The following is a 21,662-nucleotide window of genomic DNA, read 5'->3' on the forward strand; positions in this document are numbered from 1 at the left end:
TCTTACGATTGAACCGCCTTCATCTGAGGCGAAATAAAATGTATGAGTAACCACGCAAATAAATAAGCGCAGCCACAAGCCACAAATATAACATTATATCCGGCTGACAAAGCCTGGTCTGCCTTGTAGGAATCTAAAATAACCCCAATAATGTAGGGGAAAATCACGCCTCCTAGCGAACCTGCCAAACCACCGATTCCCACGACAGAGCTTACCGCATGTTTCGGAAACATATCCGAAACGGTCGTAAAAATATTCGCAGACCAAGCCTGGTGCGCGGATGCCGCGATGGAAATTAAGAATACTGCCTGCCAAATATCCGTCGCCCAGCGCGCCCCAATAATCGGTACCGCACATAATGCAAAGAAGAACATCGAATACTTCCGTGCCTTGTAAACCGGCCAGCCTTTCTTAATGAAATATCCTGAAATATAACCTCCACCAATACTTCCAATCGAGGTACAGGTAAACAAAATCGCTAAATGCAAACTCGGCTTTTTCAAGTCAAGCGCGAAGGTCGTCGAGAAATAAGACGGCAACCAAAACAAGAAAAACCACCAGATAGGATCGGTGAAGAACTTGCCTACGATGAAGACCCAAGTTTGGCGATATCCAAATAATTTAGACCAGGCGATGGGTGCGACTTCTGATGTTTCTTCCTCAGACTGTATATGTGCTAATTCTTCTGAAGTAACCGAAGTGTGCTTCGCGGGTACTTCATAAAACCACCACCACAAAGCCAACCAAATAAATCCAATGGCACCCGTAATAATGAAGGCTTCTTGCCAGCCATAGGCTCCTAAAATCCAGGGCACCATAATGGGCGCGACCATCGCACCGATGTTTGCTCCGGAATTAAAAATGCCGGTCGCTAATGCGCGTTCGCGTTTTGGGAACCACTCCGCGACTGTCTTAATCGCCGCCGGAAAATTTCCCGCCTCACCGGCTCCTAAAGCGGCGCGTGCCGCGCCGAACCCAAACGACGTTTTCGCCAAAGCATGCGCCATCGCCGCGAACGACCAGATGACGATGGAGATGGCGTAACCCATTTTGGAACCAATCTTATCGATCACCTTCCCAAAAGCCAACAATCCGATCGCATACGACGCCGTGAAACACATCACGATGAAACTGTAATCCGTCTCCGACCAGTTCAATTCCTTCTCCAGCGTGGGCTTCAACAAGCCGATCACCTGGCGATCCAAATAGTTAATCGTCGTTGCAAAAAACAAGAGGGCGACCACCACCCAGCGGTAATTTCCTTTCATTAGAATCCGATTGAATTCCCGCCGTCAACCGGGATTGAGACGCCTGTTACATAATTTGCTGCATCCGAAGCTAAATAAACTGCCGCCCAACCGATGTCTTCTGGTTTCCCGAAATAACCCATTGGCGTACGATCCATCGCCTTATGTTTGCGATCTGGATCCGAATTCATCGCCGTTCTACTCATCGCCGTTTCGATAAATCCAGGAGCGATCGCATTCACACGAACGCCTTTGCCGGACCACTCGGACGCGAGCACGCGCACTAAACCATAGATACCCGTTTTAGAGGATGCATAAGCTGCCACGCGATCGATTCCGTAATAAGCCGCCATCGAAGAGATCATGATGATAGATCCTTTTCCGCGGTCTAACATATGTTTTCCTACCTCCCGAGTCAGCGAGAAAACGGCATTCAAATTCACGTTAATAATGTTCGCAAAATCGTCATCCGAAACTTCCACGGCCGGGCGTTTCATGTTGATGCCCGCATTGTTCACGAGTATGTCTATTCCGCCATGTTTAGCTACCAGCTCAGCAACTAAAGATGAGGTCAGACTCAAATCAGAAACGTCATTCACCGCATAATGTGCCCCTGAACCTAAATTGGCAACTGCCTCTTTCAGTACCTCTTCCCGTCGACCCGTAATCACGACCGTCGCGCCAGAAGCTAAGAAGCATTTGGCAATATCAAATCCGATTCCGGTTCCGCCGCCCGTGATGAGCGCCACGCGCCCTTGTAATGAGAATGGTTGTTGCATTTTATTTCAGTTGGTATATACGTACAATTTCTTTTATCTCTGCCAAAGTCCGCGTAGGCGTCCCATAGCTAATCGGTAATTTCGAATAGGTTTGAAAATACAGCAAATGCGCATCGCGCCATAAAACAGACTCACGTTGTTGCGCGGCCAAACGTCCGCGAACATCCGCAAAAATCTCCGGATCCACCTTGCCTTGTAGCGAATCCCAGTCCTTTTGCAAATCTTTCACTTCCTGTAAACCGGTATTCATTCGGTAACAGAATTCATCCCAAAGCGTGCGGCCCGAAGACAATTTCTCCTGCCAGCCTACATGGTGGAACCAAAGTAAATAGTTTAAATCGGTCTTCGCTGGATCAAGCCACTGTTGAGCGACCGCTGGATGATATAAACTCAAGGCATTACTTCCAGATGCTTTTCGGTCAAAACCCAAGCCCACAGAATCTGCGCGGTGGTAATAAATCGAAGTCCAATCCGGACGTTGGCTACGCTCGAGCCAAGGCTCCGGGCCCCAGTGAATCCCTTGACCCATCACGTGGTGCAAGCCTAGAGGTGTCGTGAATTTCACATAAGTGTCGCGGGATTTGATCAGGATATCCGAAGCCGTTTTAGCCGCTTTATCGTCGTGGGTCAAGGTCTGTTTCACCCACTCGTCCGCAATTTTTTCGGAGCTCAAGGTGTGATCCCAAGCCAATCGACCGAAGGCATACCAGTTTGCTTGCGACAGTAAATGTCCTGTCCAGTTTCTGTCGGAACCTGTGTTTGCCACGCCCGCCATCATGGTGATTTGGTCGTTGCCCAGGCTGCCGTCGATGACTTTTGCGACGGTGGAGCCTTTCCCGTTTTGGTAGGTATCTGAACCCAAGCATTCCTTGAAAAGGATGGATTGGTAAAAAACGTTCGTACTGAAACCGGTGTATTCTTGGGTGATTTGGAATTCTAAGGCCAAAGGCGTTTTCGGCATCGCGCCGAACAAGGGATGGAATGGTTCCCGCGGCTGAAAGTCGATCGGGCCATTTTTCACTTGAACGATCACATTTTTTGCGAAGGCTCCGTCCAAAGGTTTGAAGTCGTTATAGGCCTCTTTGAAGCGATCCCCTTTGGGATTAGGCGCATAAACGAACGCGCGCCAAATGACAATTCCATTAAAAGGTTGCACCGCCTCTGCTAACATATTCGCGCCATCCGCGTGCGTGCGACCGAACTCTTGTGGACCCGGTTCGCCCTCAGAATTTGCCTTCACTAAGAAGCCCCCAAAGTCTGGAATCTGCGCATAAATTTCTTTCGTTTTCGCCGTCCACCAAGCGCGCACTTGCGGGTCTAGCGGATCCGAGGTTTTCAATTTTCCCACCAGTTTAGGCGAGGCAAAGTTCACGGATAAAAACAGTTTGATGCCGTAGGGACGGAAGACGTCTGCGAGCACCTTTACTTTGGCCAAATACTCCGGCGTCATAAACCGCGCCGAGGCATTTACGTTGTTCACGGACACCGCGTTGATCCCGATGGAAGCGTTTGCCCGGGCGTAATCCGTGTAGCGCGGGTCGACCGTTTCCGGCAATTCGTACCATTTCCACAGCGATTGCCCCGCGTATCCGCGTTCGATGGTGCCCATCACGTTGTCCCAGTGGTTCAACATGCGGAATTTGACTTTGGGCGATGAGCTGAAGTTTGCCAAAGGCTTCTCCTGCTGAATCATCCGTAACAATTCGAAAACCCCGTACAAAATCCCGCGGTCAGAGCTGGCTTTGATTTGAATTTGCGGGCCTACGACGATGCTGAAAGCTTCTTCTTTTAGACTAAGGTCTTTTACGAATTGAACAGAGCCTTTAGTCGCGCTTACAGGCGCCACCCCCGTCAAACCCTTCAAGCCATTCGTTAATTCTTTCTTCGCCGTCTCTAAAATGGGCGTCGAGGCAAACTCGGATGAGATCGATTTCGCATACGGCGCATAGCGCGCCGCGGATGCGACTTTGTCAAATTTCAACCACAAGCGATAGCCATCATCTGCTTTCACGGCGAAACTGCAAACCACAAAAAACACCGCTAAAAAGGAGCGAATCGCTAATTCGAGTCCACGGATTTCCGCTAAACCGCGCAATCGTCCGATCGCCGAATAGCCTGGATAGGTTTTCTTTTTCAAATCGTCTAACATTTGGTGACCGTGATCTGGGCGCATCGGAATCTGTTCTCCGCCTCTTCTTTTTTCTTCTTCCACCACCGCTTTCACTACTTCAAACATATCCACATCACCCGTTAAATGCGGAGCCTCGTGGAAAATCAAAGGATCATTTTGTTCTCTAAAAGTGGTCCGCAAATGCAAGAAATGTATGCGATCTGCGAAGCGACGAATCATCTGAGGCAAATCATTATCCGCTCTCACTCCTAATGAACCGGTGCAGAATGTAATTCCATTCGCGCGTTCTGGGGAAGCCGCCATCAATGCCGCTAAATCCGATTCCGTACTCACCACCCGTGGTAAGCCTAATAAAGGGAATGGAGGATCATCCGGGTGGATGCATAAATTAATACCTAATTCCTGTGCCAAAGGCGCAATAGAACGCACAAAATAGTGCAAGTTCTCCCGCAATTGATCGGCAGATATATCCTTGTATTCGTCTAATAGACTTTGGAAATTCTCTAAATGAAAGGCCTCCTCTGAGCCGGGAAGACCTAAAAGTGCCGTGTTTTTTAACTCCGCTTTCTCATCGTTAGACATCGTTGCGAAACGCTCAGCAGCCGCAGCCTGAACAGCCGGCGTGTAATCTGAAGCGGCTCCCGGACGCTGTAAAATATGCAAATCAAACACCGCAAAATCCGTCCAAACAAACCGCAATGCGCGTGCCCCATCCGGCATCTCGAAGTTCAATTTTGTCCGCGACCAATCGAGCACGGGCATGAAATTATAGCACACGGTTTTGATGCCGCAAGCCGCCAAATTGCGCAATGATGTCTTGTAATTTTCAATGAGTTGTGCGCGAGACGGCAAGGCTTTTTTAATCCCCTCGTGAACCGGAAGCGATTCCACCACGGACCAATGCAAAGGCGTCCAATCCTGATTCCCCGCTTCAATAATAGCAATACGTTCTTGAATGGATTCGATAGGCCAAACTTCCCTCACCGGAATTTGGTGCAATGCGGTAACGACTCCTGTACATCCGGCTTGACGAATATCCATCAAGGAAACCGGATCGTTCGGACCGAACCAACGCATCGTGTGTATCATGTAAATTTGTTTAGAGGCTTGTGCTTTTATAGCAAAGGCTTACGCCTTGTAAAGCGCAAAATGCACAAAATTTACTGAAAAACCTGCGGGCTTGGAGGGATGGGTACAACCGAATTTGCGGATATATTATCGTATATTTGCGGATATTTACGTATATTTCTGAATGAAAATAAATAACCTACAGCTCGACCTAGACATGGCATTGGTGTCTGAAATAGCAAAAATCGACCGATTTGATGCAGCGTGGGCGAATTATGAAAAACGGGAGGGCGACACGTTGAAACAATTAAAATCCATTGCCACCGTGCAAAGTGTAGGGGCTTCCACCAGAATTGAGGGTTCTCAAATGACAGATGACGAGGTGGAGGTTTTTATCAACAAAATCGAGATGTCCTCTTTTACAGAAAGAGATCAGCAAGAAGTGGCGGGTTACTTTGAAACATTGGATACTATTGCTGAGCATTTTGGCACGATTGAAATTTCAGAAAACCAAATCATGGGGCTGCACAGCCTCCTACTAAAATACGGCGAAAAAGATACTTGGCATCGAGGTAAATTCAAGCAAGTAAGTAATTCTGTCGAAGCAAATTTAGCCGACGGAAGAAAGCAAGTCATTTTCAAAACGAGCGAACCCGGACTTCGCACGCAAGATGATATGATTCGTTTACTCGAATGGTATCGCACTGATGGGGAAACCTTACCCCTCATCAAAGCGGCACTTTTCGTTTATGAATTTTTAAGTATTCATCCTTTCCAAGATGGCAATGGGAGACTAAGCAGATTATTAGGCAGCTTGCTCCTATTGAAAAGCGGCTATTCTTGGATCCAATATATCAGTTTTGAAAAGGAAATCGAAAACAGGAAATCCGCCTATTATAAGGTTCTCATAGACACACAGCGAAACCGACCTGGTGAAAATGTGACGGAATGGCTACGTTTTTTCTTAAGCTGCTTAAGCCATATTCAAGAAAACTTGCTGTTAAAATTAGACCAAAGAAGAACGGACAATATCGCTTCCAATCAACGCGAACGCAAGATCCTTTTCTTAATTGAAAATCATCCGGGATGCAGCTCTGGAGAGATTTCAAGCAAACTCGATTTAGCGCTTCCTACAGTCAAAAAAGACTTAAAAGAGTTAGTGGAAAAAAAGGTGATTTATAAAGAGGGTGTGGGAAGAGGAACGGCGTATTTTTTGGTTTAAGTAAACAAAATTTCTAATCGTCTCATAAATCGGGCTTTTTTGAGGCGATTAGCGAAATTAATCGCCTCATTTCTACACCCCCCTACTAAACTGCGTCGTGGCCTCCGCTGTCGCCAGCAGTTTCAGGTCAAAAGCCTTGCAGATATTGCGAATGAAATGCTTGCCTAGATCTGTGACGATGACTCCGTGTTCACCCCAGGTGACGAGGTCATCGATCGCGAGTTCATCGAGTTCGTGAAAGGTGTATTGGCGCAGGACTTCGAGGTCCTCTTTGTGGAAATGGGTCTTGCCTTGGCAGGCGATGTCGAGGATGTATTGGCGCATTTTTTGGTCCATCTGACTTAAAAAATAGCCCTTGAAAACGGCCAGTTCGCCGGCGTGGATTTGCTGGTAATATTCCTGAATCGTCTTTTTGTTTTGGGCAAAACCATAGTAAATATCGCTGATGCTCGAGACGCCTAAACCTAAAAGCAAACCCGTCTGCTGCACCGTGTAGCCCATAAAGTTGCGGTGTAAGGTGCCCTCGTTGTGCGCTTTAACCATCAAATCCGATGGGAGCGCGAAGTGATCCATCCCAATGTCCGTGTAACCGGCGGCGCGGAAAAGCTCCTTGCCTTTTTGGTACAACTGCATCTTCTCAGACGCCTCCGGCAAATCGTTTTCGTCAAAAAGTCGCTGCGCCTTGCTCGTCCACGGCACATGCGCATACGAATAAAACGCGATGCGATCCGGCCGCATCGAAATCGCATCTTGAATGGTCTTTTCGATCCGCGGCAAGGTCTGCAAAGGCAGGCCATACACTAAATCCAAGTTCACCGATTCATACCCAATCTCCCGCGCCCATTGCACCACCTGTCTCACATTTTCCAAAGGCTGCACCCGATTAATCACCTCCTGAACCTGGGGATTACTGTCCTGCATCCCAAAACTCACGCGGTTAAATCCGAGCTCAAAAAGCGTTTGTAAATGTTCGCGTGTCGTGTTATTTGGATGCCCCTCGAAACCGAATTCGTGGATCTTTGGCACAACTGAATCCGCTAAAATTCCCTGCAACATCCGCTGTAAATTCTGCGGCGAAAAAAACGTAGGCGTTCCGCCTCCAATATGCAATTCCCGAATAACGGGCTTAGAGCTCATCGATTTTCGGTACAAATTCCACTCCTGTAACAGCACTTCGATGTACTCCTCCTCCACGGAATGATTCGTCGTAATGCGCTTATTACAGCCACAAAATGTGCAGAGTTTCTCGCAAAAAGGCAAGTGAATATACACGCTAATCCCCTCTTTTTCATTGCTCTCCTCGAAACGACGCACAAACATCCGTTCCCAATGTTCGCTGTCAATCGTCTCATCCCAAAACGGTACCGTCGGATAACTCGTATAGCGCGGAATCGCTACGTTGTACTTGTTCAATAAATCTAGGCTTACCGCTTGCATGGGGGCAAAGGTAAAAGGGAGAGGATTGTTGAAAAATGACGAATGTCAATTTTCAACAGAGCATAGAGTAGAGAGTATAGATAAAAGATGGTAGATTATAGAGTAGAGAGTATAGATAAAGAGAACCCATCTCTACTCTATAATCTACTCTCTCTACTCTACCGACGAAGTCAATTTAAACACCCACGCATACTGACACGGACTATTCCCCGGTGTAACGGCCGGAGGAGCGATGCTTAAGACTCCATTTTTAAACGTCGACTTAACCACTGCTGAAGACCCTACCAGAGTCACCGAAACCGGTTTTTTCACACCCGCCACCTGAAGCGCGGCCGTTGGGAATTCCGTCGTAATGAGATATAAATCATTGCCCTTTTGGGTGAAGTATTGTTTGGTAGCGGGCGTGACCTTAGGAGCTTTGGCCCACTTACGCGTACCATAAATCCCCTCGCCATTCACCTTTAACCAAGACCCGATGTCCGTCAAACGCTGCTGCATAATCACCGGAATTCGACCATCCGCAGTGGGCCCAATGTTCAACAACAAATTGCCTCCGCGCGCGACCTTGTTAATCAACATGTGCACGAGCTGCTCGGAAGTAGAATAGTCCTCGAGATTTTCGTTTCGGTTATAGCCAAAAGATCCGGCGATCCCGCGACATTCCTCCCAGGGTTTGGCAAAATCCAAGCCATTCGCATCCCCATTATGCACTAAATCGTATTCCGTGGTGTAAAATCCACCGTGCTTACTGCGCGTTTCCTTGCCCCATCGATCGTTCACGACTACACTCGCGCGAACCGGCGAATCGTTGTATAGCCAGGACAAAAACTCCGTGCTGCGCAACTTATCAGACGTATAATCCCACTCGCCATCCGTCCAAACCAAATCCGGATGGTACGTGTTCACCAAGTCCTTCATCTGTGGGAACATGTGCTGGTCGATGTACTCGTTCAGCGTCTCCTTTTTATACAAGGGATTGTACCACTCGAGAAGCGAATAGTAGTAGCCCATTTTGATATTTTTGCTTTTGACAGATTTTGTCAAATCTCCTAATAAATCCCGGTGCGGACCCACATCCACCGCGTTCCAATTCCAGGATTGTTTTGATGGCCAAAGGGTAAAACCCTCGTGGTGTTTCGACGTCAACACGACATATTTTGCGCCTGCATTTTCGAACAATTTAGCCCACTCATCTGGCTGAAAAAGCTCGGCTTTAAATTGATTTGTGAAGTCTTGGTATTTGACATTAGGCCCAAAAGCCTTGTTATGAAAATCCGTAAAGAAATGCTGCGTCTTATTCGGCTCTTGCCAGCGACGCCAGTACCATTCCGCATAGCGATCGTACACGCCCACCTTGTCTCTGGCAGTCGGACTATAAGCCGGCACAGAATACAATCCCCAGTGAATAAAGATGCCAAATTTTGCATCTTCAAACCATCCCGGTACGGGGCGGCTGTCGATGGATTCCCAGTTATTTTGGTAGGTTTTTTGGCCGAATGCGTTGCCCGCGACAAGGCAAAGTGCCAGAATTAATAACTTGATTTTCATAAGGTTTAGATTTTATCGAGCCTAATTTAATTAAAATTGTTAATTTCAACCCTATGCAACAATGGATATGTAATGAGCCTGGAGTTTTGGTTTCTCAACAAGTAGAAATGCCTCAGCGCACACCCGGATTTTCCCTTCTTCGCGTACGCAACATCGGCATCTGCGGAACCGACATTCATGCCTTCGCTGGCAACCAACCCTTCTTTTCGTATCCCCGCATTTTAGGCCACGAGCTGGCGGTAGAAATCGTGGAATCGGAAACCTTTTCGCCGGGAGAATTAGCGACGATTATCCCCTATTTTAATTGTGCTACTTGCGGGGCTTGCACGGCTGGCAAATCGAATTGCTGTGAGAATATCCAGGTTTTTGGGGTGCATACAGACGGCGGAATGCGTGAATATATCGTAGTAGAGGATCGTTACATTTTACCGGGCAATGGTCTTTCAGCTGACGAACTCGCACTAGTAGAACCACTTTCCATCGCAGCACACGGACTTCGCAGAGCGGATCTAAAAGCAGGCGAAAAAGTCCTCGTAATGGGCGCCGGACCTATCGGTCTTTTCACGATTTTGCTGGCTAAAATTCAGGGGGCTTTAGTCGAAGTAGCAGAACCTAATAAGGCGCGTTTGCAATTTTGCGTGGAGAATTTAGGGGTTGCGGAAGTTTCCTCAGCGGCCTTCAACACCGTCATCGATGCCACCGGAAATCTGAACGCTATCGAATCAGGATTCACCAAAATAGCCCACGGCGGAAAATACGTTTTGATTGGATTACAAAAACAGGCGATCTCCTTTTCGCATCCAGAATTCCACAAAAGAGAAGCCACTTTAATGAGTAGCCGAAACGCAACTTTGGAAGACTTCCACTTCGTCATGAATTTATTCCGCGATGGTAAGATTCAGGCAGAAAAATTCATCAGCCATCGCTTCACAAAAAATCAAGTTCCTGGTATTTTTGCAAAAATTAACGAGCCCACTCAACAAGTAATCAAGGCGATGATTACTTTAGCGGAATGAAACCACTACTCCTATTCTGCCTACTTTTAGGCGCCTGTAAATCCCAAGAAGTGCTACCCGATAACTGCTTCAAAGGACGTCTTTCCCTAAAGGGTATTTGCAATAATTACGTGATTGAATTAGTCCAAGGATCGATAGACACAGCGAAGCTCGAAGTAAAGTGGAAAAATCCGGATACAGGTAAAAACTATACCAATGCCTTCGCACTTTCAAACCCTTGCGCCTTACCCCTTAGCCTGAAAGAAGGGGATGAATTCTTTTTCAAGTTAGATTCCACCCAGCTGACCGCCGAATGCGTTACGTGCAAAGCTTACAGCCCCACGCCTAGGAAATCTTTACCTATCTCAATCTGTCCCTAGTTGATTTTGAAATTCGTCACCTCATAGCCGATTTCTTCGTCCGCCATCATTTCTGAAAAGTCGAAGAAGACATTCGTGGGGTAGCCATAAGTGGCATTAAAATTCAGCACTTTCTTCGCTGGATTTTTGTCGACGTTCGCCTTAATGACTTGCAATAATTCCGGGATCGTATACATCACACCGTAGCGTTCCGCAGCATTATAGGGTGCGCCATTCACGCTAACAATTTTACCATTTTGAACCACAATTTGATGTGGCCCCACATATTCCAGGGGACAAAAGCAAACCCGCTTAAAGGAAAAAGAATAGTTAACAATCTTCTTTTCGTTCCAAAGATTCAGATTCGTAGTCACGTCATCCAGCGGCTCCACGGTTTTGCAACCCAAGAAAGAAAGGCAAAATAAAAAGAGTAATTTCTTCATTACAGCGCGAGGCGAGTGAATAGACCTACATTGTCTTTCTCCATCTTCATCGGTCCATAGTAATCGAAATTCGCTCCTAGACCTACTGTGAATTTCCCTTTAGTAATACCCGCACGCAACATCAAAGCACTACGCGCGTGAGTTCCTTCGCTTAAACTAGCGACATGTAAAATCTGGGCTTTGGAATAAAAAGAAAGATCCTTCGAAATAGCCGGCTTAAATTCGACGATACCAATGGTGGAGATGGCACGCGATGGCTGTAAATTTATATTGGGATTCAATAAAAATAACCAAGTCCGATTCGCCTTAAAATACTGCAATCCCACCTGTGGCACTAAGCCTAATTTATAATGCCATTCCGCTCCAGCCGTCGCTCGAATATTCCCAAAAAGCTTGTACGTGAGGTTATTCACAATCACTAACTCCGTCTCTGAAGCGGTGTTATTATAATCCACCATCCCAGTGCTGAGATTAAAATAACTCAACTTCCCATCCGCTGAAACGGGGCGATTGATAACGCCTATAAACTGAACTCGATTATTTCCAAAAACCGCCTCCACCGGAAGTGGCGGAAGTGGAGCGTGGTCCTGACCAAACACAGCTACAGAACAGAAAAGTAAAATGATAAATGGTAAATGGTGAATGGTGAATAAACGTTTCATACAAAATAATAAAATACCCAGGCAACGATCCCGCCGATAGCTAACCAAAGCATCCCGTTCGCGCGTTTCTTCTTTAAAAATAATAACAAAATCAACCCCGATACCGAGATAACAATCATAAAGATTGCAGAAAAGTCAATGACCCAAGACCAGGACTTCCCGGTGTCACGCCCTTTGTGTAGATCGTTGATCACGGCGATAATACCCATCTTCGTTTCCGTTAATTCGTATTTCCCATCAGCCCGATTCACGAAGAAATCAGCTGTATAGCCTGGGCCTTGGAAAGAGATCGAAATCTCTTCGTCGTCGATTCGGAAATCGTTCAATTGTCCCTTGATGCTGTGGTTTGCGCGCAGTTGTTCGACGATGTCGAGTTTGGGGATTTTGGCGGTATCAGCTACCGAAACCCAACCAGCTTTCACAGAACCTTTCAGCTCAGAAACAACCGTACTTTCTGGGAACCAATCCACGTGATTCAGGGTCAAACCCGTCACCGAAAAGAACAATACAATGATGAAACTGAACATCGACAAATAGATGTGCAGCCACCTCGACCACGTCGCTAAATCTCTCATTTACTTTGCTTTATAGACTAAAGAAGCCGCGGTCATCTCCTCGCCGCCGGGTAATGTTTGGCTAGCTGACTTCCCGTTAAACTTCATTTCTTGCTTAATCAACTGATACGTTCCGTGCTCACGAGCTGCCTCAATAAACACGGTATATTTCCCCAAAGGTACATATTCCCCCGCATCATTCTTCCCATCCCAAACCAAGGTATACTGCCCCGCCCCACGCGTCGCTCCCGTCACCGAAGCGGCATCAAATTCCACCTCTCTCTTCGCCGCAAACCATGAGCGCAAATCTGGCAACCAACGTGGCTTATTATACCAAACTGCGATTCTTTTCACCGGTTTGTGATCTTCATCCTCAATCCAAACCGCCACGAACGGACGACGCGCCCGACCTTCGAAACGAGCAAGTTCGAAATTGATATCCAATGTTTGGCCTGCAGTCCACAACTTCTCTTTTATATTCACTAAGCTGATCGCGGACTTCTCTACTGACGTCGCCGGCCAGTTGTCACTTCTATATTCCGCACCCTCTTTGTCCACGATTAAATACGATGCCTCCGGATACTGAGCCGCTAAATTGATCGATGCCGCCACGCCTACTACGTTAAATGCAGTTGCCAAAGCCCCCGCCGTCACCGCATCCTCGTGCGCCACCGTCGCCGAAATCACTTCCGAAGCTGGTTCCGCCGTCCGCGGATCCATGATGTGCGAATAATGCACGCCATCGATATCCGAACCTCTTCTATAATCGCCCGATGTCGCCACCGCTTGATTATTCACTTGGATATAGCCTAAAACCTCCGCGTTCTCCCCCGCATTTCGCGGATCAGACACGCCTATTTTCTCTGTCCAATCTCCCTTCACCACAAAATCTCCGCCTATATTCACGACTACACCAGCCACGCCCTCTTCTTTCATCGCCTCTTCGGCTGCTTTCTCCATCACATAGGACTTTGTAAAACTGTGTAATTTCAATTCTGTATCCGATAATCGCGTCGCTCCGTTTTCGTCTAGTGACCAATGCGCCTGATTCACTTCATTCACCGCATTTTCACGCGCACCTTCAGAGGGGATTTCTGATGCCCACATTTTGGCAATATGTTCCGAGGCCGGATTCAAAGCTCCGTCCGTTTTCACATTCCATTCTTCGAAATGCTGTAACACCTCACGTAATTCAGAAGAAATTTCGATGGACTCGCCGTGTGACGAGCGCCATACATTAAACTCCGAAGATTCACGGGAAGAAAGGATATCATTTAAACGATTAATCTCCGCTAATACCTTCGATTCTGCGGTGGAAGCAGCGGCCTCTGACGAAGCGATGATTTTTAAATCCAGCGAAGTACCTAATACATTTTCAAAATGGGAGGTCAAAAGGCCATGAGACGCGCTGGGCGTTAAACTAAGTAGACTTAGGGCGATTGAATGGATCATAGGGTTTGTATTTAGACCACAATATTGAAAAATAAAGTGTTTATTGGAATGATTTTTGCGATAAAGCGTAGAGATTTGTAGATATAATCGGGGAAATAATGAAAATCGAGATTTGGAGTGATATCATGTGTCCGTTTTGCTACATAGGCAAGAGGCATTTGGAAAAGGCATTAGAAACGTTCCCTGGAAAAGATGAAGTGGAGATCGAGTGGAAGAGTTTTCAATTAGACCCCACGATCCCGATGGACCTAGGCGATGAGACAAGCGTTTACGATTATTTAGCCGCTAGAAAAGGAATCTCGTTAGAGCAAGTGAAATTGATGCACGACCGCGTTTGTGAAATGGCGGAGAGCGTAGGTTTGCACTATGATTTTGACCAGGCCAAAGTTGCCAATTCTCTAAAATCCCACCACCTCATCCAATACGCGAAAGACCAGGGCAAAGGCGATGCCATCGAAGAACGCTTATTTCAGGCCTATTTTATGGAGGGCAAAAACCTAGCACTCGATGAAGCGCTCGTGGAATGTGGAGAAGCTGTAGGACTAGAACGCGAGGGAATTCTGAATGCTTTGCAAGACGAGAATTACGCATACCGCGTGAAGCAAGATATTCAAGAGGGAGAGAACTTAGGCGTGCGAGGCGTGCCCTTCTTTGTTTTTGACAGAAAATACGGCATTTCCGGTGCCGAACCCATCGAAGTGTTTACCAAAACCTTATTGCAAACAGCCGCAGAATGAAAAAGCTCATAATTTTTTTACTCCTATTAATAACGACAGCTGCAAAAGCACAGGATTCTACTTATGTCTCCGTCGAACTGAAAAATGGGAAAAGTGTATCGGGTCAATTGATCCATAAATCAGAGGCAGAAGTAACCGTCGCTACAAAGGATTTAGGCAAAGTCACGCTAGCTTGGTCAGCTATCAAGTCAATTAACATGATTTCAAAGGAAGGGAAAGGCCAAAACACGCACCCCACCCGCTATTTCTTCGCACCTTCAGCGATTCCTTTGAAAAAAGGAGACAAATATTACCAAAACGCCCTTTTCCTAGTCAATTCTTTCCAAGCTGGAATAACGGATCATTTCTCCATAGGGGGAGGATTAGTCGTCCCTTTTGCGCTTTTTATCACGCCAAAAATAGGCTACCAGGTAGCGGATAAAGTACACGTAGGTGGAGGAATTCTATTTGCCACTTCCTTGATAGGGGGATTGAATTTTGGGGTAGGAACGGTCTACGGATCTGTCACCTACGGGACAAAAGAAAGCAACCTAACCTTAAATACGGGATTAGGGGCGTATAATGAAAACACCGGTTTAGGTAGAGATGATTATAACTGGAAGTTTGCCAGCCATCCGATGTTCACTTTATCGGGTATGACACGCGTTTCGAATAAAGTCATGTTACTCACAGAGAACTGGTTTTTCTCTAACAAGACCGTGAATTATGACTCGAATGGTCAATTCTTAAATTCCTCAACAGCGTATAATGGGATTCTATCCGGAGGCGTAAGAATTTTACTAGAACGCTCCGCCTTCGACGTGGGGTTTTTAGTTCCTTCCAGCATCGAAAGTGGAGCGATCCCTTATTTAGCTTATAATATTAAATTCTAAAGACTCTTCAAGTACGCAATACTAATAGGTACAAACTGCTCCTCTTGATTACTTTCGTCTTCAATGAAGCAATGCTCGATGCCATTCTTCTTCGCAAGTTTGATGATCGCCTTCCAGTTTCCTTGACCCGTTCCCACCGGAACATCGTTTTCCGCTGGAGTTCCGCCAGTTAAATCGCCTGCCACGCCTTTGCGCAAATCTTTTACGTGCATTAACTTGAAACGTGTCGGGTATTTCTTCAATAGCTTCTCAGGCATCGCTGCGCCACCCCCATGCATCGTCCACAACACATCCATTTCGAAAGAAACGTATTCCGGATTCGTGTTTTTGATGATGTAATCTAAGAGAGTTTCATCTTTGCCAAAAGGCTGGAACTCGTAGCCATGGTCGTGGTAACAAAGTGTCAATCCATTTTCTTTGAATTGCTTTCCTGCCTTATTGAATAAAGCAACAGCCTTCTCCGCTTCTTCTAAAGTAAAGCCTCCACGAACTTTATGAGGGATCCACGCACACATCACAAATTTCGCGCCTAGTGTTTTCGCATTAGCAATTGCCTCCGCTGGGTTCTCTAATTGCTCGTAACCCACTCCAGTAGAAGGAACGCTAATTCCGCGATCCGCACACATTTGCTTGAACTCTGCTGCAGTCTGACCCTTTTGGGCGCCACCTTCTATTTCAGTGATGCCCATCGATTTAATCAGATCAAGCGTCTTCGCTACATCTTTAGGAAATTGATTTCGAAAAGTATAGGCTTGAACGCCAAGAGGATAGGTGTATAATTTTTGTGCTTGTACGAAAGCAGGTAATGCCAAAAGGCACACAATAACAAGGTGTTTAATTTTCATATTAATATAGGTTTTGTGTAAAAATGACTTTTTTTTGTGAATAATTCGAGAAACGTAAAAATTATTTTCACATGCCCATCACCTACCTTCCCCAGCCTAAAATTACTGCCCAAGATTTCATCGACATCCTGGACAAGTCGACCTTAGGCTTACGCCGTCCTCTGGCGGATAAGGAAGCAATGCAGATCATGTTCGATCACGGTAATGTGTATATAGGCGCTTACGATGACGAGAAATTAGTGGGTTTAGCACGCGTAATGACCGATTTTGTCTTTACTAGCTATCTTTCTGATCTTGCAATAGATGAGGCCTACCAGCACCAAGGCATAGGGAAACAATTAATCTTAGAAGTGAAAAAATTTATTCCTCGGGCTAAAGTTATCTTGCTGGCGGCACCGGCAGCGGAGGGTTATTATCCTAAAATTGGGATGAAAAATCACGGGCATTGTTACGTTTTAGACAGCTTGGATGAAATCAAATAGTTTGGGGATTTCTTTGATTTTTAAACATTCTGTGCGATTTTTCGGTTTGAAAACCAAATAAACGTTTGGCTTTCAGTATAAAACCCAAATTAATTCTATCATTTTTTAACCCAATTTTTGCAAAATTCATCGCTTATGAAAACAAAAATTACTAGCCTTTTGACACTAATATTAGTGTTCATGATGCAGGTATCGTTCGCCCAGAAAGCAACGAAAACTGTAACAGGTACGGTAGCAGATGAGAACGGCCAACCTTTAGTGGGCGCATCTGTCATCGTAAATGGAACAAAAACGGGAACAAACACAGACAAGTCTGGTAAGTTCTCCATCGCCGCGGCTGATGGCCAAAGCTTAACTTTCAGCTTTGTAGGTTACAACAAATCTACTGTAGCTGTAACGAGTGCCACTTCATCTGTTCAAGTAGCATTAACATCTGACAACACGTTAGATGAAGTTATCGTAACGTCTTATAGCACGTCTACAAAACAATCCTTTACAGGTACGGCGAAAGTCGTAGATGCAAAAAACATCGAGCGTAAAAACTTCTCTAACATCTCTAAGGGATTAGCGGGTGAAGCTGCCGGTGTGACTGTCATCAACTCTTCTGGACAACCAGGTACTTCAGCGGCTATTCGTATCCGTGGTATCGGTACGGTTAACGGTAGCCGTGGTCCACTTTACGTGTTAGACGGTGTGCCTTTTGAAGGAAACATTAACTCGATTAACCCAGGTGATATCGAAAACACTACTATCTTAAAAGATGCGGCTGCAACAGCGATCTACGGTTCTCGTGGAGCGAATGGTGTGGTAGTAATCAACACGAAGAAAGGTAGCAAAACGGGTGATGCAGTGATTGAACTAGAATTAAAGTCTGGTCAAAACATGAGCTTATTGCCTCGTTACAGCACAATCAAATCCCCAGAGCAATACATTGGTTTAACTTGGGAAGGTTGGTACAATAGAGGTGTTGCGTTAGCAAATGCTAACCCAACGGCTTACGCTAACACAAACTTGTTTGCTAACATGCCTAACTACAATATGTGGACGGTTCCTGCGGCTCAATTAATTGACCCAGTGACAAGACAAGTTGTACCAGGTACACAACGTCGTTATATCCCAGAAAACTGGGCTGATTACGCATTCCAAAACTCGAATCGTAACGAAGCGAACTTGAAAATCTCAGGTGGAAACAGCAAAACACGTTATTTCGCTTCTTATGGAGCATTAGAAGACGTAGGTTACTCTGTAAACACAGACTACAAGCGTTATTCTACTCGTTTGAACTTAACACACAACCCTAAGTCTTGGTTAAGCTCGACTACGAACATTGGTTACTCGTATGGTGTGACTAACAACCCAGGTCAATCATCTGACTCCGGTTCTGTATTCTGGTTTGTGGATAACTTGCCACCGATCTATCCATTATTCTTACACGATAACACAACATCACAATACGTACGTGATCCATACTACAATGGATACCAATACGATTACGGTGTAGGTCGTGGTTTTGGTGCATTAACGAACTCGATTGCAGATGCTAAATTAGGTATCCGTAACACGAAGTCACACGATGTGAATGCATCTACTTCATTGAATATTCAAATTACTCCAGGTTTGTCATTAGAAAACAAATTAGGTTTACAATATTCAAATGCTTCTTTGGATAACCAAAACAACCCCTTCTACGGTCCTAACGCAGGTCAAGGTGGTTATATCTACAAGCAAAAAACAGAAAACTTAAACTACAACTTGTTAAACTTATTACGTTACAAGAAGTCGTTTGATGTGCATAATTTTGAAGCCTTCGTAGCACACGAAAGCTATGCAACAGAGACGAAGTTCATGTGGGCTTCTATGTACAAGTTAGTAATGCCAGACGGAGTTGAATTCAACAACGCGGTTATCTCTAACCCTCCAGGATCTTACTTAAATAACTACTCATTAGAGTCTTATTTTGGACAATTAAACTACGATTACGATGGCAAATACTTCTTATCTGCTACGGTAAGACGTGACGGATCTTCTCGTTTCTTGAAAAACAAATGGGGTGATTTCGGTTCAGTAGGTGCTGCTTGGTTAGTATCTAAAGAAGCGTTCATGGAAAATGTTCCATTGATCAAAGACTTGAAGTTAAAAGCTTCTTATGGTTTAATTGGAGAGCAAGGTGGTATCGGTCTTTATCCTGGATATGACTTATTCCAAGTACAGAACTTGAACTCAAACATTTCTTTATCATTCGTTTCAAAGGGTAACCCAGATTTAACATGGGAGGTTTCGAAGCAAATGCAGGTAGGTGCTGAATTCAAATTAGGCAAATACTTAGATGTTGCCATTGACTACTATACGAAGACAACTGATAACTTGATCTTCGATCGCCGTGTAGGACCTTCAGTAGGTTATGCATCTCTTCGTGTAAACGATGGTGCTTTACGTAATACAGGTATCGAATTCGATGTAACGGCACACTTGTTACAATCGAAGAAGAACTACTTAGATTTAACGATCAATGGTGAGATGATCCAAAACACGATGCTTCGTTTACCAATCGATCCAGCAACGGGTAAGGAGAAAATCATCGACATCGACGGTTTATATGGTAGAGCAGTAGGTCACTCGATCTTCGATTTCTACACACGTGAGTACGCAGGTGTTAACCCAGAGACAGGTGTTTCTGAGTGGAACGTATATTGGGTAGATTCTAACGCGGATGGTGTTCGTCAAGCGGCGGAAAACATCAAGTCAATGGCTGATTTCGAAGCAACTGCAACGGCAGAAACATTGAAAAATGTAAAAGTTTCTCGTACTGCTACGTATGCGGATGGTACAACTAAATTTATCAACAAATCCCCATTCCCTACTGTTAGAGGAGCGTTCACGTTAAATGGTGGTTTAGGTAACTTTGACATCAGTGCACAATTCCTTTACAGCTTAGGCGGTTACGCTTATGATGGTGCTTATGCTGGTTTAATGAACTCAGGTGGTGCTGCAGGTGGTAATAACTACCACACAGATATCTTAGCTCGTTGGACAGCAAAAGGTCAAGCAACTGACGTACCTCGTTTATCTGCTGGACAAGATGCGAACGTAAATTCAGGATCAACTCGTTTCATTACGAAATCAGATTTCTTAACGTTGAACAACGTTCAAATCGGTTACAAGGTTCCTAGTAAATTCTTCCAAAACAGCCCAATTTCAGGTGTTTACCTTTGGGTGTCTGGAGATAATTTATTCTTAGCTTCTGCAAGAGCTGGTTTCAACCCAAGCTCAGCTGAAACAGGAGGATCTGATACCTACCGTTATTCTCCATTGTCTACATTGACAGCTGGTTTACGCGTTAAGTTTTAATTTTTTAAACGAAATAGAAAGATGAAAACAGTATATAAATTTTTATTTGCGGCTGTCCTAATGGGAACAGTTAGTTGTAAAGAAGAATTTTTACAGACGGAACCTACCGAATTGATTTCAGCGAATCAAATCGCGGAAGCGTCTGCTTTAAATCCGGGTTTACAATCTGCGAACGTAGCAGGTATTTATGCAACGATGTATGGCGCGGGAACGGGCGGTACGTCAGGACACGATGACTTTGGTCATAAGTCTTACGATATGTATGGTGACTTATTATCAGGTGACATGGCTTTAACTTCGGTTATCTATGGCTGGTTCAGAACAATCACAGAATTCCAAACAACAGTAGATTATACGCAACAAGATAACTACCAAGTATGGCGTTTCTACTACCGCCTTATCTTTGCTGCTAACACAGTAATTGATGGTTTAGGTGGTAGCGATGCGATCCCTGCAACAGCAGCTGGTCGTTGGTACATGGGTCAAGCGAAGGCGATGCGTGCATTCTCGTATTTCTACTTAGCACAGTATTTCCAAAACGAATACAACCCATCTGAGAAGATTTTACCATTATACAAAAACACAACAGATCCTAACTTGCCTAAGAGCTCAGCAGCGGATGTGTATGCGCTAATGGTGAAAGATTTAACAGACGCACAATCTTTATTGTCTGACTTCTCTCGTGCAAACAAATCAGAAGTAAATGCTTCCGTAGCGAAAGGTATGTTAGCGTATGTTCACGGTGCGATGGGTAACAACGCAGCGATGAAAACGGTTACTGCTGATGTAATTGCAAACGGTGGTTTCAAAATCATGACAGCTGCTGAGGTAACTGGAGGATTTAATAACCTAGGTACAAGCCAATGGATGTGGGGTGTAGACATCACAGTAGATTCTAAGTTAAACTTGATCTCTTGGTGGGGCCAAATGGACCTTTACACGTACTCATACGCTTGGGCAGGTGATATCAAAGGTATGGATAAGGCATTATATGATGCGATCCCTGCAAATGACATCAGAAAGACACAATTCTCTGCTGCGAATAAGTTAGCTCCTATCGGTAAGTTCTACCACCCGAACAAAGTGATCGGTGGTCAAAGAACAATCGACGCGGATTATATCTACATGCGTGTGGAAGAGATGTACTTGTTAAATGCAGAAGCTTGTGCTAAAACAGGTGACGAAGCAGGGGCAAGAAAATCTTTGAAAGCGATTGTATCGCTACGTGTTCCTGATGCCTCTTACATCGATGCGTTAACAGGAAAAGCGTTACAAGATGAGATTTACTTCCAAACTCGCGTTGAGCTTTGGGGTGAAGGAAAGTCGTACTTATCATTGAAGCGTAACAAGGGAACTACAAACCGTGGATCAAACCACTTGAAGTTTGTAGCTACTCCAGTTCCTCACAACGATACACGTTTAACTTTCAAGATTCCTATCGAAGAAGTTCAAAACAACCCGAACTTGAACAAGTAATCAAG

Annotated in this window: 18 protein-coding genes; 8 read left to right on the plus strand and 10 right to left on the minus strand. The window is 45.3% G+C overall.

Going from position 1 to position 21,662, the window contains the following annotated elements:
* Positions 1-2: 2 nt before the first annotated feature.
* The 3 genes from G9X62_RS05085 to uxuA are packed head-to-tail and all read right to left on the minus strand — an operon-like array spanning position 3 to position 5,246.
* Positions 3-1,268: an MFS transporter gene (locus G9X62_RS05085; protein ID WP_223131688.1), complete on the minus strand. Its 1,266-nt coding sequence runs from the start codon at positions 1,266-1,268 to the stop codon at positions 3-5.
* Complete coding sequence (locus G9X62_RS05090) at positions 1,268-2,026, minus strand: SDR family NAD(P)-dependent oxidoreductase (protein WP_223131689.1); 759 nt, start codon at positions 2,024-2,026, stop codon at positions 1,268-1,270. Before G9X62_RS05090 ends, G9X62_RS05085 begins: the two co-directional genes overlap by 1 nt.
* A 1-nt stretch (position 2,027) precedes the next feature.
* Positions 2,028-5,246, minus strand: coding sequence for a mannonate dehydratase (uxuA, locus tag G9X62_RS11260; protein WP_315857633.1), 3,219 nt, complete (start codon positions 5,244-5,246; stop codon positions 2,028-2,030).
* 163 nt (positions 5,247-5,409) lie between these two features.
* On the opposite strand from uxuA, the gene G9X62_RS05100 reads away from it, so the two are divergent.
* Entirely contained in the window at positions 5,410-6,447 is a 1,038-nt protein-coding gene (locus G9X62_RS05100) for a Fic family protein (protein WP_223131690.1), read from the plus strand.
* A gap of 72 nt (positions 6,448-6,519) precedes the next feature.
* Here the strand turns inward: G9X62_RS05100 and hemN are convergent, their stop codons facing one another.
* Together hemN and G9X62_RS05110 are read right to left on the minus strand one after the other, a co-directional pair.
* Positions 6,520-7,884, minus strand: coding sequence for an oxygen-independent coproporphyrinogen III oxidase (gene hemN, locus G9X62_RS05105; RefSeq protein ID WP_223131691.1), 1,365 nt, complete (start codon positions 7,882-7,884; stop codon positions 6,520-6,522).
* Positions 7,885-8,037: 153 nt separating this feature from the next.
* Positions 8,038-9,432: an alpha-L-fucosidase gene (locus G9X62_RS05110; RefSeq protein ID WP_223131692.1), complete on the minus strand. Its 1,395-nt coding sequence runs from the start codon at positions 9,430-9,432 to the stop codon at positions 8,038-8,040.
* 53 nt (positions 9,433-9,485) lie between these two features.
* On the opposite strand from G9X62_RS05110, the gene G9X62_RS05115 reads away from it, so the two are divergent.
* Together G9X62_RS05115 and G9X62_RS05120 are read left to right on the plus strand one after the other, a co-directional pair.
* Positions 9,486-10,448, plus strand: coding sequence for a zinc-binding alcohol dehydrogenase family protein (locus G9X62_RS05115; protein WP_223131693.1), 963 nt, complete (start codon positions 9,486-9,488; stop codon positions 10,446-10,448).
* Entirely contained in the window at positions 10,445-10,807 is a 363-nt protein-coding gene (locus tag G9X62_RS05120) for a hypothetical protein (RefSeq protein WP_223131694.1), read from the plus strand. The genes G9X62_RS05115 and G9X62_RS05120 overlap by 4 nt, the downstream gene beginning before the upstream one ends.
* Here G9X62_RS05120 and G9X62_RS05125 read toward each other — a convergent pair.
* Genes G9X62_RS05125 through G9X62_RS05140 form a run of 4 tightly spaced genes read right to left on the minus strand, consistent with a single transcriptional unit; the run spans position 10,804 to position 13,897 of the window.
* Positions 10,804-11,229 (minus strand): DUF6174 domain-containing protein, encoded by a 426-nt coding sequence (locus G9X62_RS05125; RefSeq protein WP_223131695.1) that lies wholly within the window; start codon positions 11,227-11,229, stop codon positions 10,804-10,806. The genes G9X62_RS05120 and G9X62_RS05125 overlap by 4 nt on opposite strands.
* Positions 11,229-11,891, minus strand: a complete 663-nt coding sequence (locus G9X62_RS05130) for a hypothetical protein (protein WP_223131696.1) — start codon at positions 11,889-11,891, stop codon at positions 11,229-11,231. Before G9X62_RS05130 ends, G9X62_RS05125 begins: the two co-directional genes overlap by 1 nt.
* On the minus strand, positions 11,888-12,466 hold the full coding sequence (locus tag G9X62_RS05135) for a PepSY-associated TM helix domain-containing protein (protein WP_223131697.1): 579 nt from the start codon (positions 12,464-12,466) through the stop codon (positions 11,888-11,890). Before G9X62_RS05135 ends, G9X62_RS05130 begins: the two co-directional genes overlap by 4 nt.
* Positions 12,467-13,897, minus strand: coding sequence for a DUF2271 domain-containing protein (locus G9X62_RS05140; RefSeq protein WP_223131698.1), 1,431 nt, complete (start codon positions 13,895-13,897; stop codon positions 12,467-12,469).
* A 98-nt stretch (positions 13,898-13,995) separates the two neighbouring features.
* On the opposite strand from G9X62_RS05140, the gene G9X62_RS05145 reads away from it, so the two are divergent.
* Together G9X62_RS05145 and G9X62_RS05150 are read left to right on the plus strand one after the other, a co-directional pair.
* Positions 13,996-14,634: a DsbA family oxidoreductase gene (locus tag G9X62_RS05145; protein ID WP_223131699.1), complete on the plus strand. Its 639-nt coding sequence runs from the start codon at positions 13,996-13,998 to the stop codon at positions 14,632-14,634.
* Positions 14,631-15,506: a hypothetical protein gene (locus G9X62_RS05150; protein ID WP_223131700.1), complete on the plus strand. Its 876-nt coding sequence runs from the start codon at positions 14,631-14,633 to the stop codon at positions 15,504-15,506. Before G9X62_RS05145 ends, G9X62_RS05150 begins: the two co-directional genes overlap by 4 nt.
* On the opposite strand, the gene G9X62_RS05155 is transcribed toward G9X62_RS05150, so the two are convergent.
* Positions 15,503-16,351, minus strand: coding sequence for a sugar phosphate isomerase/epimerase family protein (locus G9X62_RS05155; protein ID WP_223131701.1), 849 nt, complete (start codon positions 16,349-16,351; stop codon positions 15,503-15,505). The genes G9X62_RS05150 and G9X62_RS05155 overlap by 4 nt on opposite strands.
* A 71-nt stretch (positions 16,352-16,422) precedes the next feature.
* Between G9X62_RS05155 and G9X62_RS05160 the strand changes: the two genes are divergently transcribed.
* The 3 genes from G9X62_RS05160 (at position 16,423) to G9X62_RS05170 (ending at position 21,657) form a co-directional block, all read left to right on the plus strand.
* Positions 16,423-16,833: a GNAT family N-acetyltransferase gene (locus G9X62_RS05160; RefSeq protein ID WP_223131702.1), complete on the plus strand. Its 411-nt coding sequence runs from the start codon at positions 16,423-16,425 to the stop codon at positions 16,831-16,833.
* A 135-nt stretch (positions 16,834-16,968) separates the two neighbouring features.
* A complete protein-coding gene (locus G9X62_RS05165) occupies positions 16,969-20,181 on the plus strand; it encodes a SusC/RagA family TonB-linked outer membrane protein (protein ID WP_261345555.1) in 3,213 nt (1,070 codons plus the stop codon).
* A 21-nt stretch (positions 20,182-20,202) separates the two neighbouring features.
* Positions 20,203-21,657, plus strand: a complete 1,455-nt coding sequence (locus G9X62_RS05170; protein ID WP_223131703.1) for a RagB/SusD family nutrient uptake outer membrane protein — start codon at positions 20,203-20,205, stop codon at positions 21,655-21,657.
* The last annotated feature ends 5 nt before the right edge of the window (positions 21,658-21,662 follow it).

The sequence above is a fragment of the Aquirufa lenticrescens genome, assembly GCF_019916085.1.
Lineage (GTDB): Bacteria > Bacteroidota > Bacteroidia > Cytophagales > Spirosomataceae > Aquirufa > Aquirufa lenticrescens.

What these genes read in the sequence shown, in the direction of transcription:
- G9X62_RS05110 (WP_223131692.1), bottom strand. Translation starts at nt 9,432, where the DNA reads ATGAAAATCAAGTTATTAATTCTGGCACTTTGCCTTGTCGCGGGCAAC.
- G9X62_RS05170 (WP_223131703.1), top strand. Translation starts at nt 20,203, where the DNA reads ATGAAAACAGTATATAAATTTTTATTTGCGGCTGTCCTAATGGGAACA.
- G9X62_RS05090 (WP_223131689.1), bottom strand. Translation starts at nt 2,026, where the DNA reads ATGCAACAACCATTCTCATTACAAGGGCGCGTGGCGCTCATCACGGGC.
- G9X62_RS05130 (WP_223131696.1), bottom strand. Translation starts at nt 11,891, where the DNA reads ATGAAACGTTTATTCACCATTCACCATTTACCATTTATCATTTTACTT.
- G9X62_RS05115 (WP_223131693.1), top strand. Translation starts at nt 9,486, where the DNA reads ATGCAACAATGGATATGTAATGAGCCTGGAGTTTTGGTTTCTCAACAA.
- G9X62_RS05140 (WP_223131698.1), bottom strand. Translation starts at nt 13,897, where the DNA reads ATGATCCATTCAATCGCCCTAAGTCTACTTAGTTTAACGCCCAGCGCG.
- G9X62_RS05165 (WP_261345555.1), top strand. Translation starts at nt 16,969, where the DNA reads ATGAAAACAAAAATTACTAGCCTTTTGACACTAATATTAGTGTTCATG.
- hemN (WP_223131691.1), bottom strand. Translation starts at nt 7,884, where the DNA reads ATGCAAGCGGTAAGCCTAGATTTATTGAACAAGTACAACGTAGCGATT.
- G9X62_RS05085 (WP_223131688.1), bottom strand. Translation starts at nt 1,268, where the DNA reads ATGAAAGGAAATTACCGCTGGGTGGTGGTCGCCCTCTTGTTTTTTGCA.
- uxuA (WP_315857633.1), bottom strand. Translation starts at nt 5,246, where the DNA reads ATGATACACACGATGCGTTGGTTCGGTCCGAACGATCCGGTTTCCTTG.
- G9X62_RS05135 (WP_223131697.1), bottom strand. Translation starts at nt 12,466, where the DNA reads ATGAGAGATTTAGCGACGTGGTCGAGGTGGCTGCACATCTATTTGTCG.
- G9X62_RS05145 (WP_223131699.1), top strand. Translation starts at nt 13,996, where the DNA reads ATGAAAATCGAGATTTGGAGTGATATCATGTGTCCGTTTTGCTACATA.
- G9X62_RS05160 (WP_223131702.1), top strand. Translation starts at nt 16,423, where the DNA reads ATGCCCATCACCTACCTTCCCCAGCCTAAAATTACTGCCCAAGATTTC.
- G9X62_RS05100 (WP_223131690.1), top strand. Translation starts at nt 5,410, where the DNA reads ATGAAAATAAATAACCTACAGCTCGACCTAGACATGGCATTGGTGTCT.
- G9X62_RS05125 (WP_223131695.1), bottom strand. Translation starts at nt 11,229, where the DNA reads ATGAAGAAATTACTCTTTTTATTTTGCCTTTCTTTCTTGGGTTGCAAA.
- G9X62_RS05150 (WP_223131700.1), top strand. Translation starts at nt 14,631, where the DNA reads ATGAAAAAGCTCATAATTTTTTTACTCCTATTAATAACGACAGCTGCA.
- G9X62_RS05155 (WP_223131701.1), bottom strand. Translation starts at nt 16,351, where the DNA reads ATGAAAATTAAACACCTTGTTATTGTGTGCCTTTTGGCATTACCTGCT.
- G9X62_RS05120 (WP_223131694.1), top strand. Translation starts at nt 10,445, where the DNA reads ATGAAACCACTACTCCTATTCTGCCTACTTTTAGGCGCCTGTAAATCC.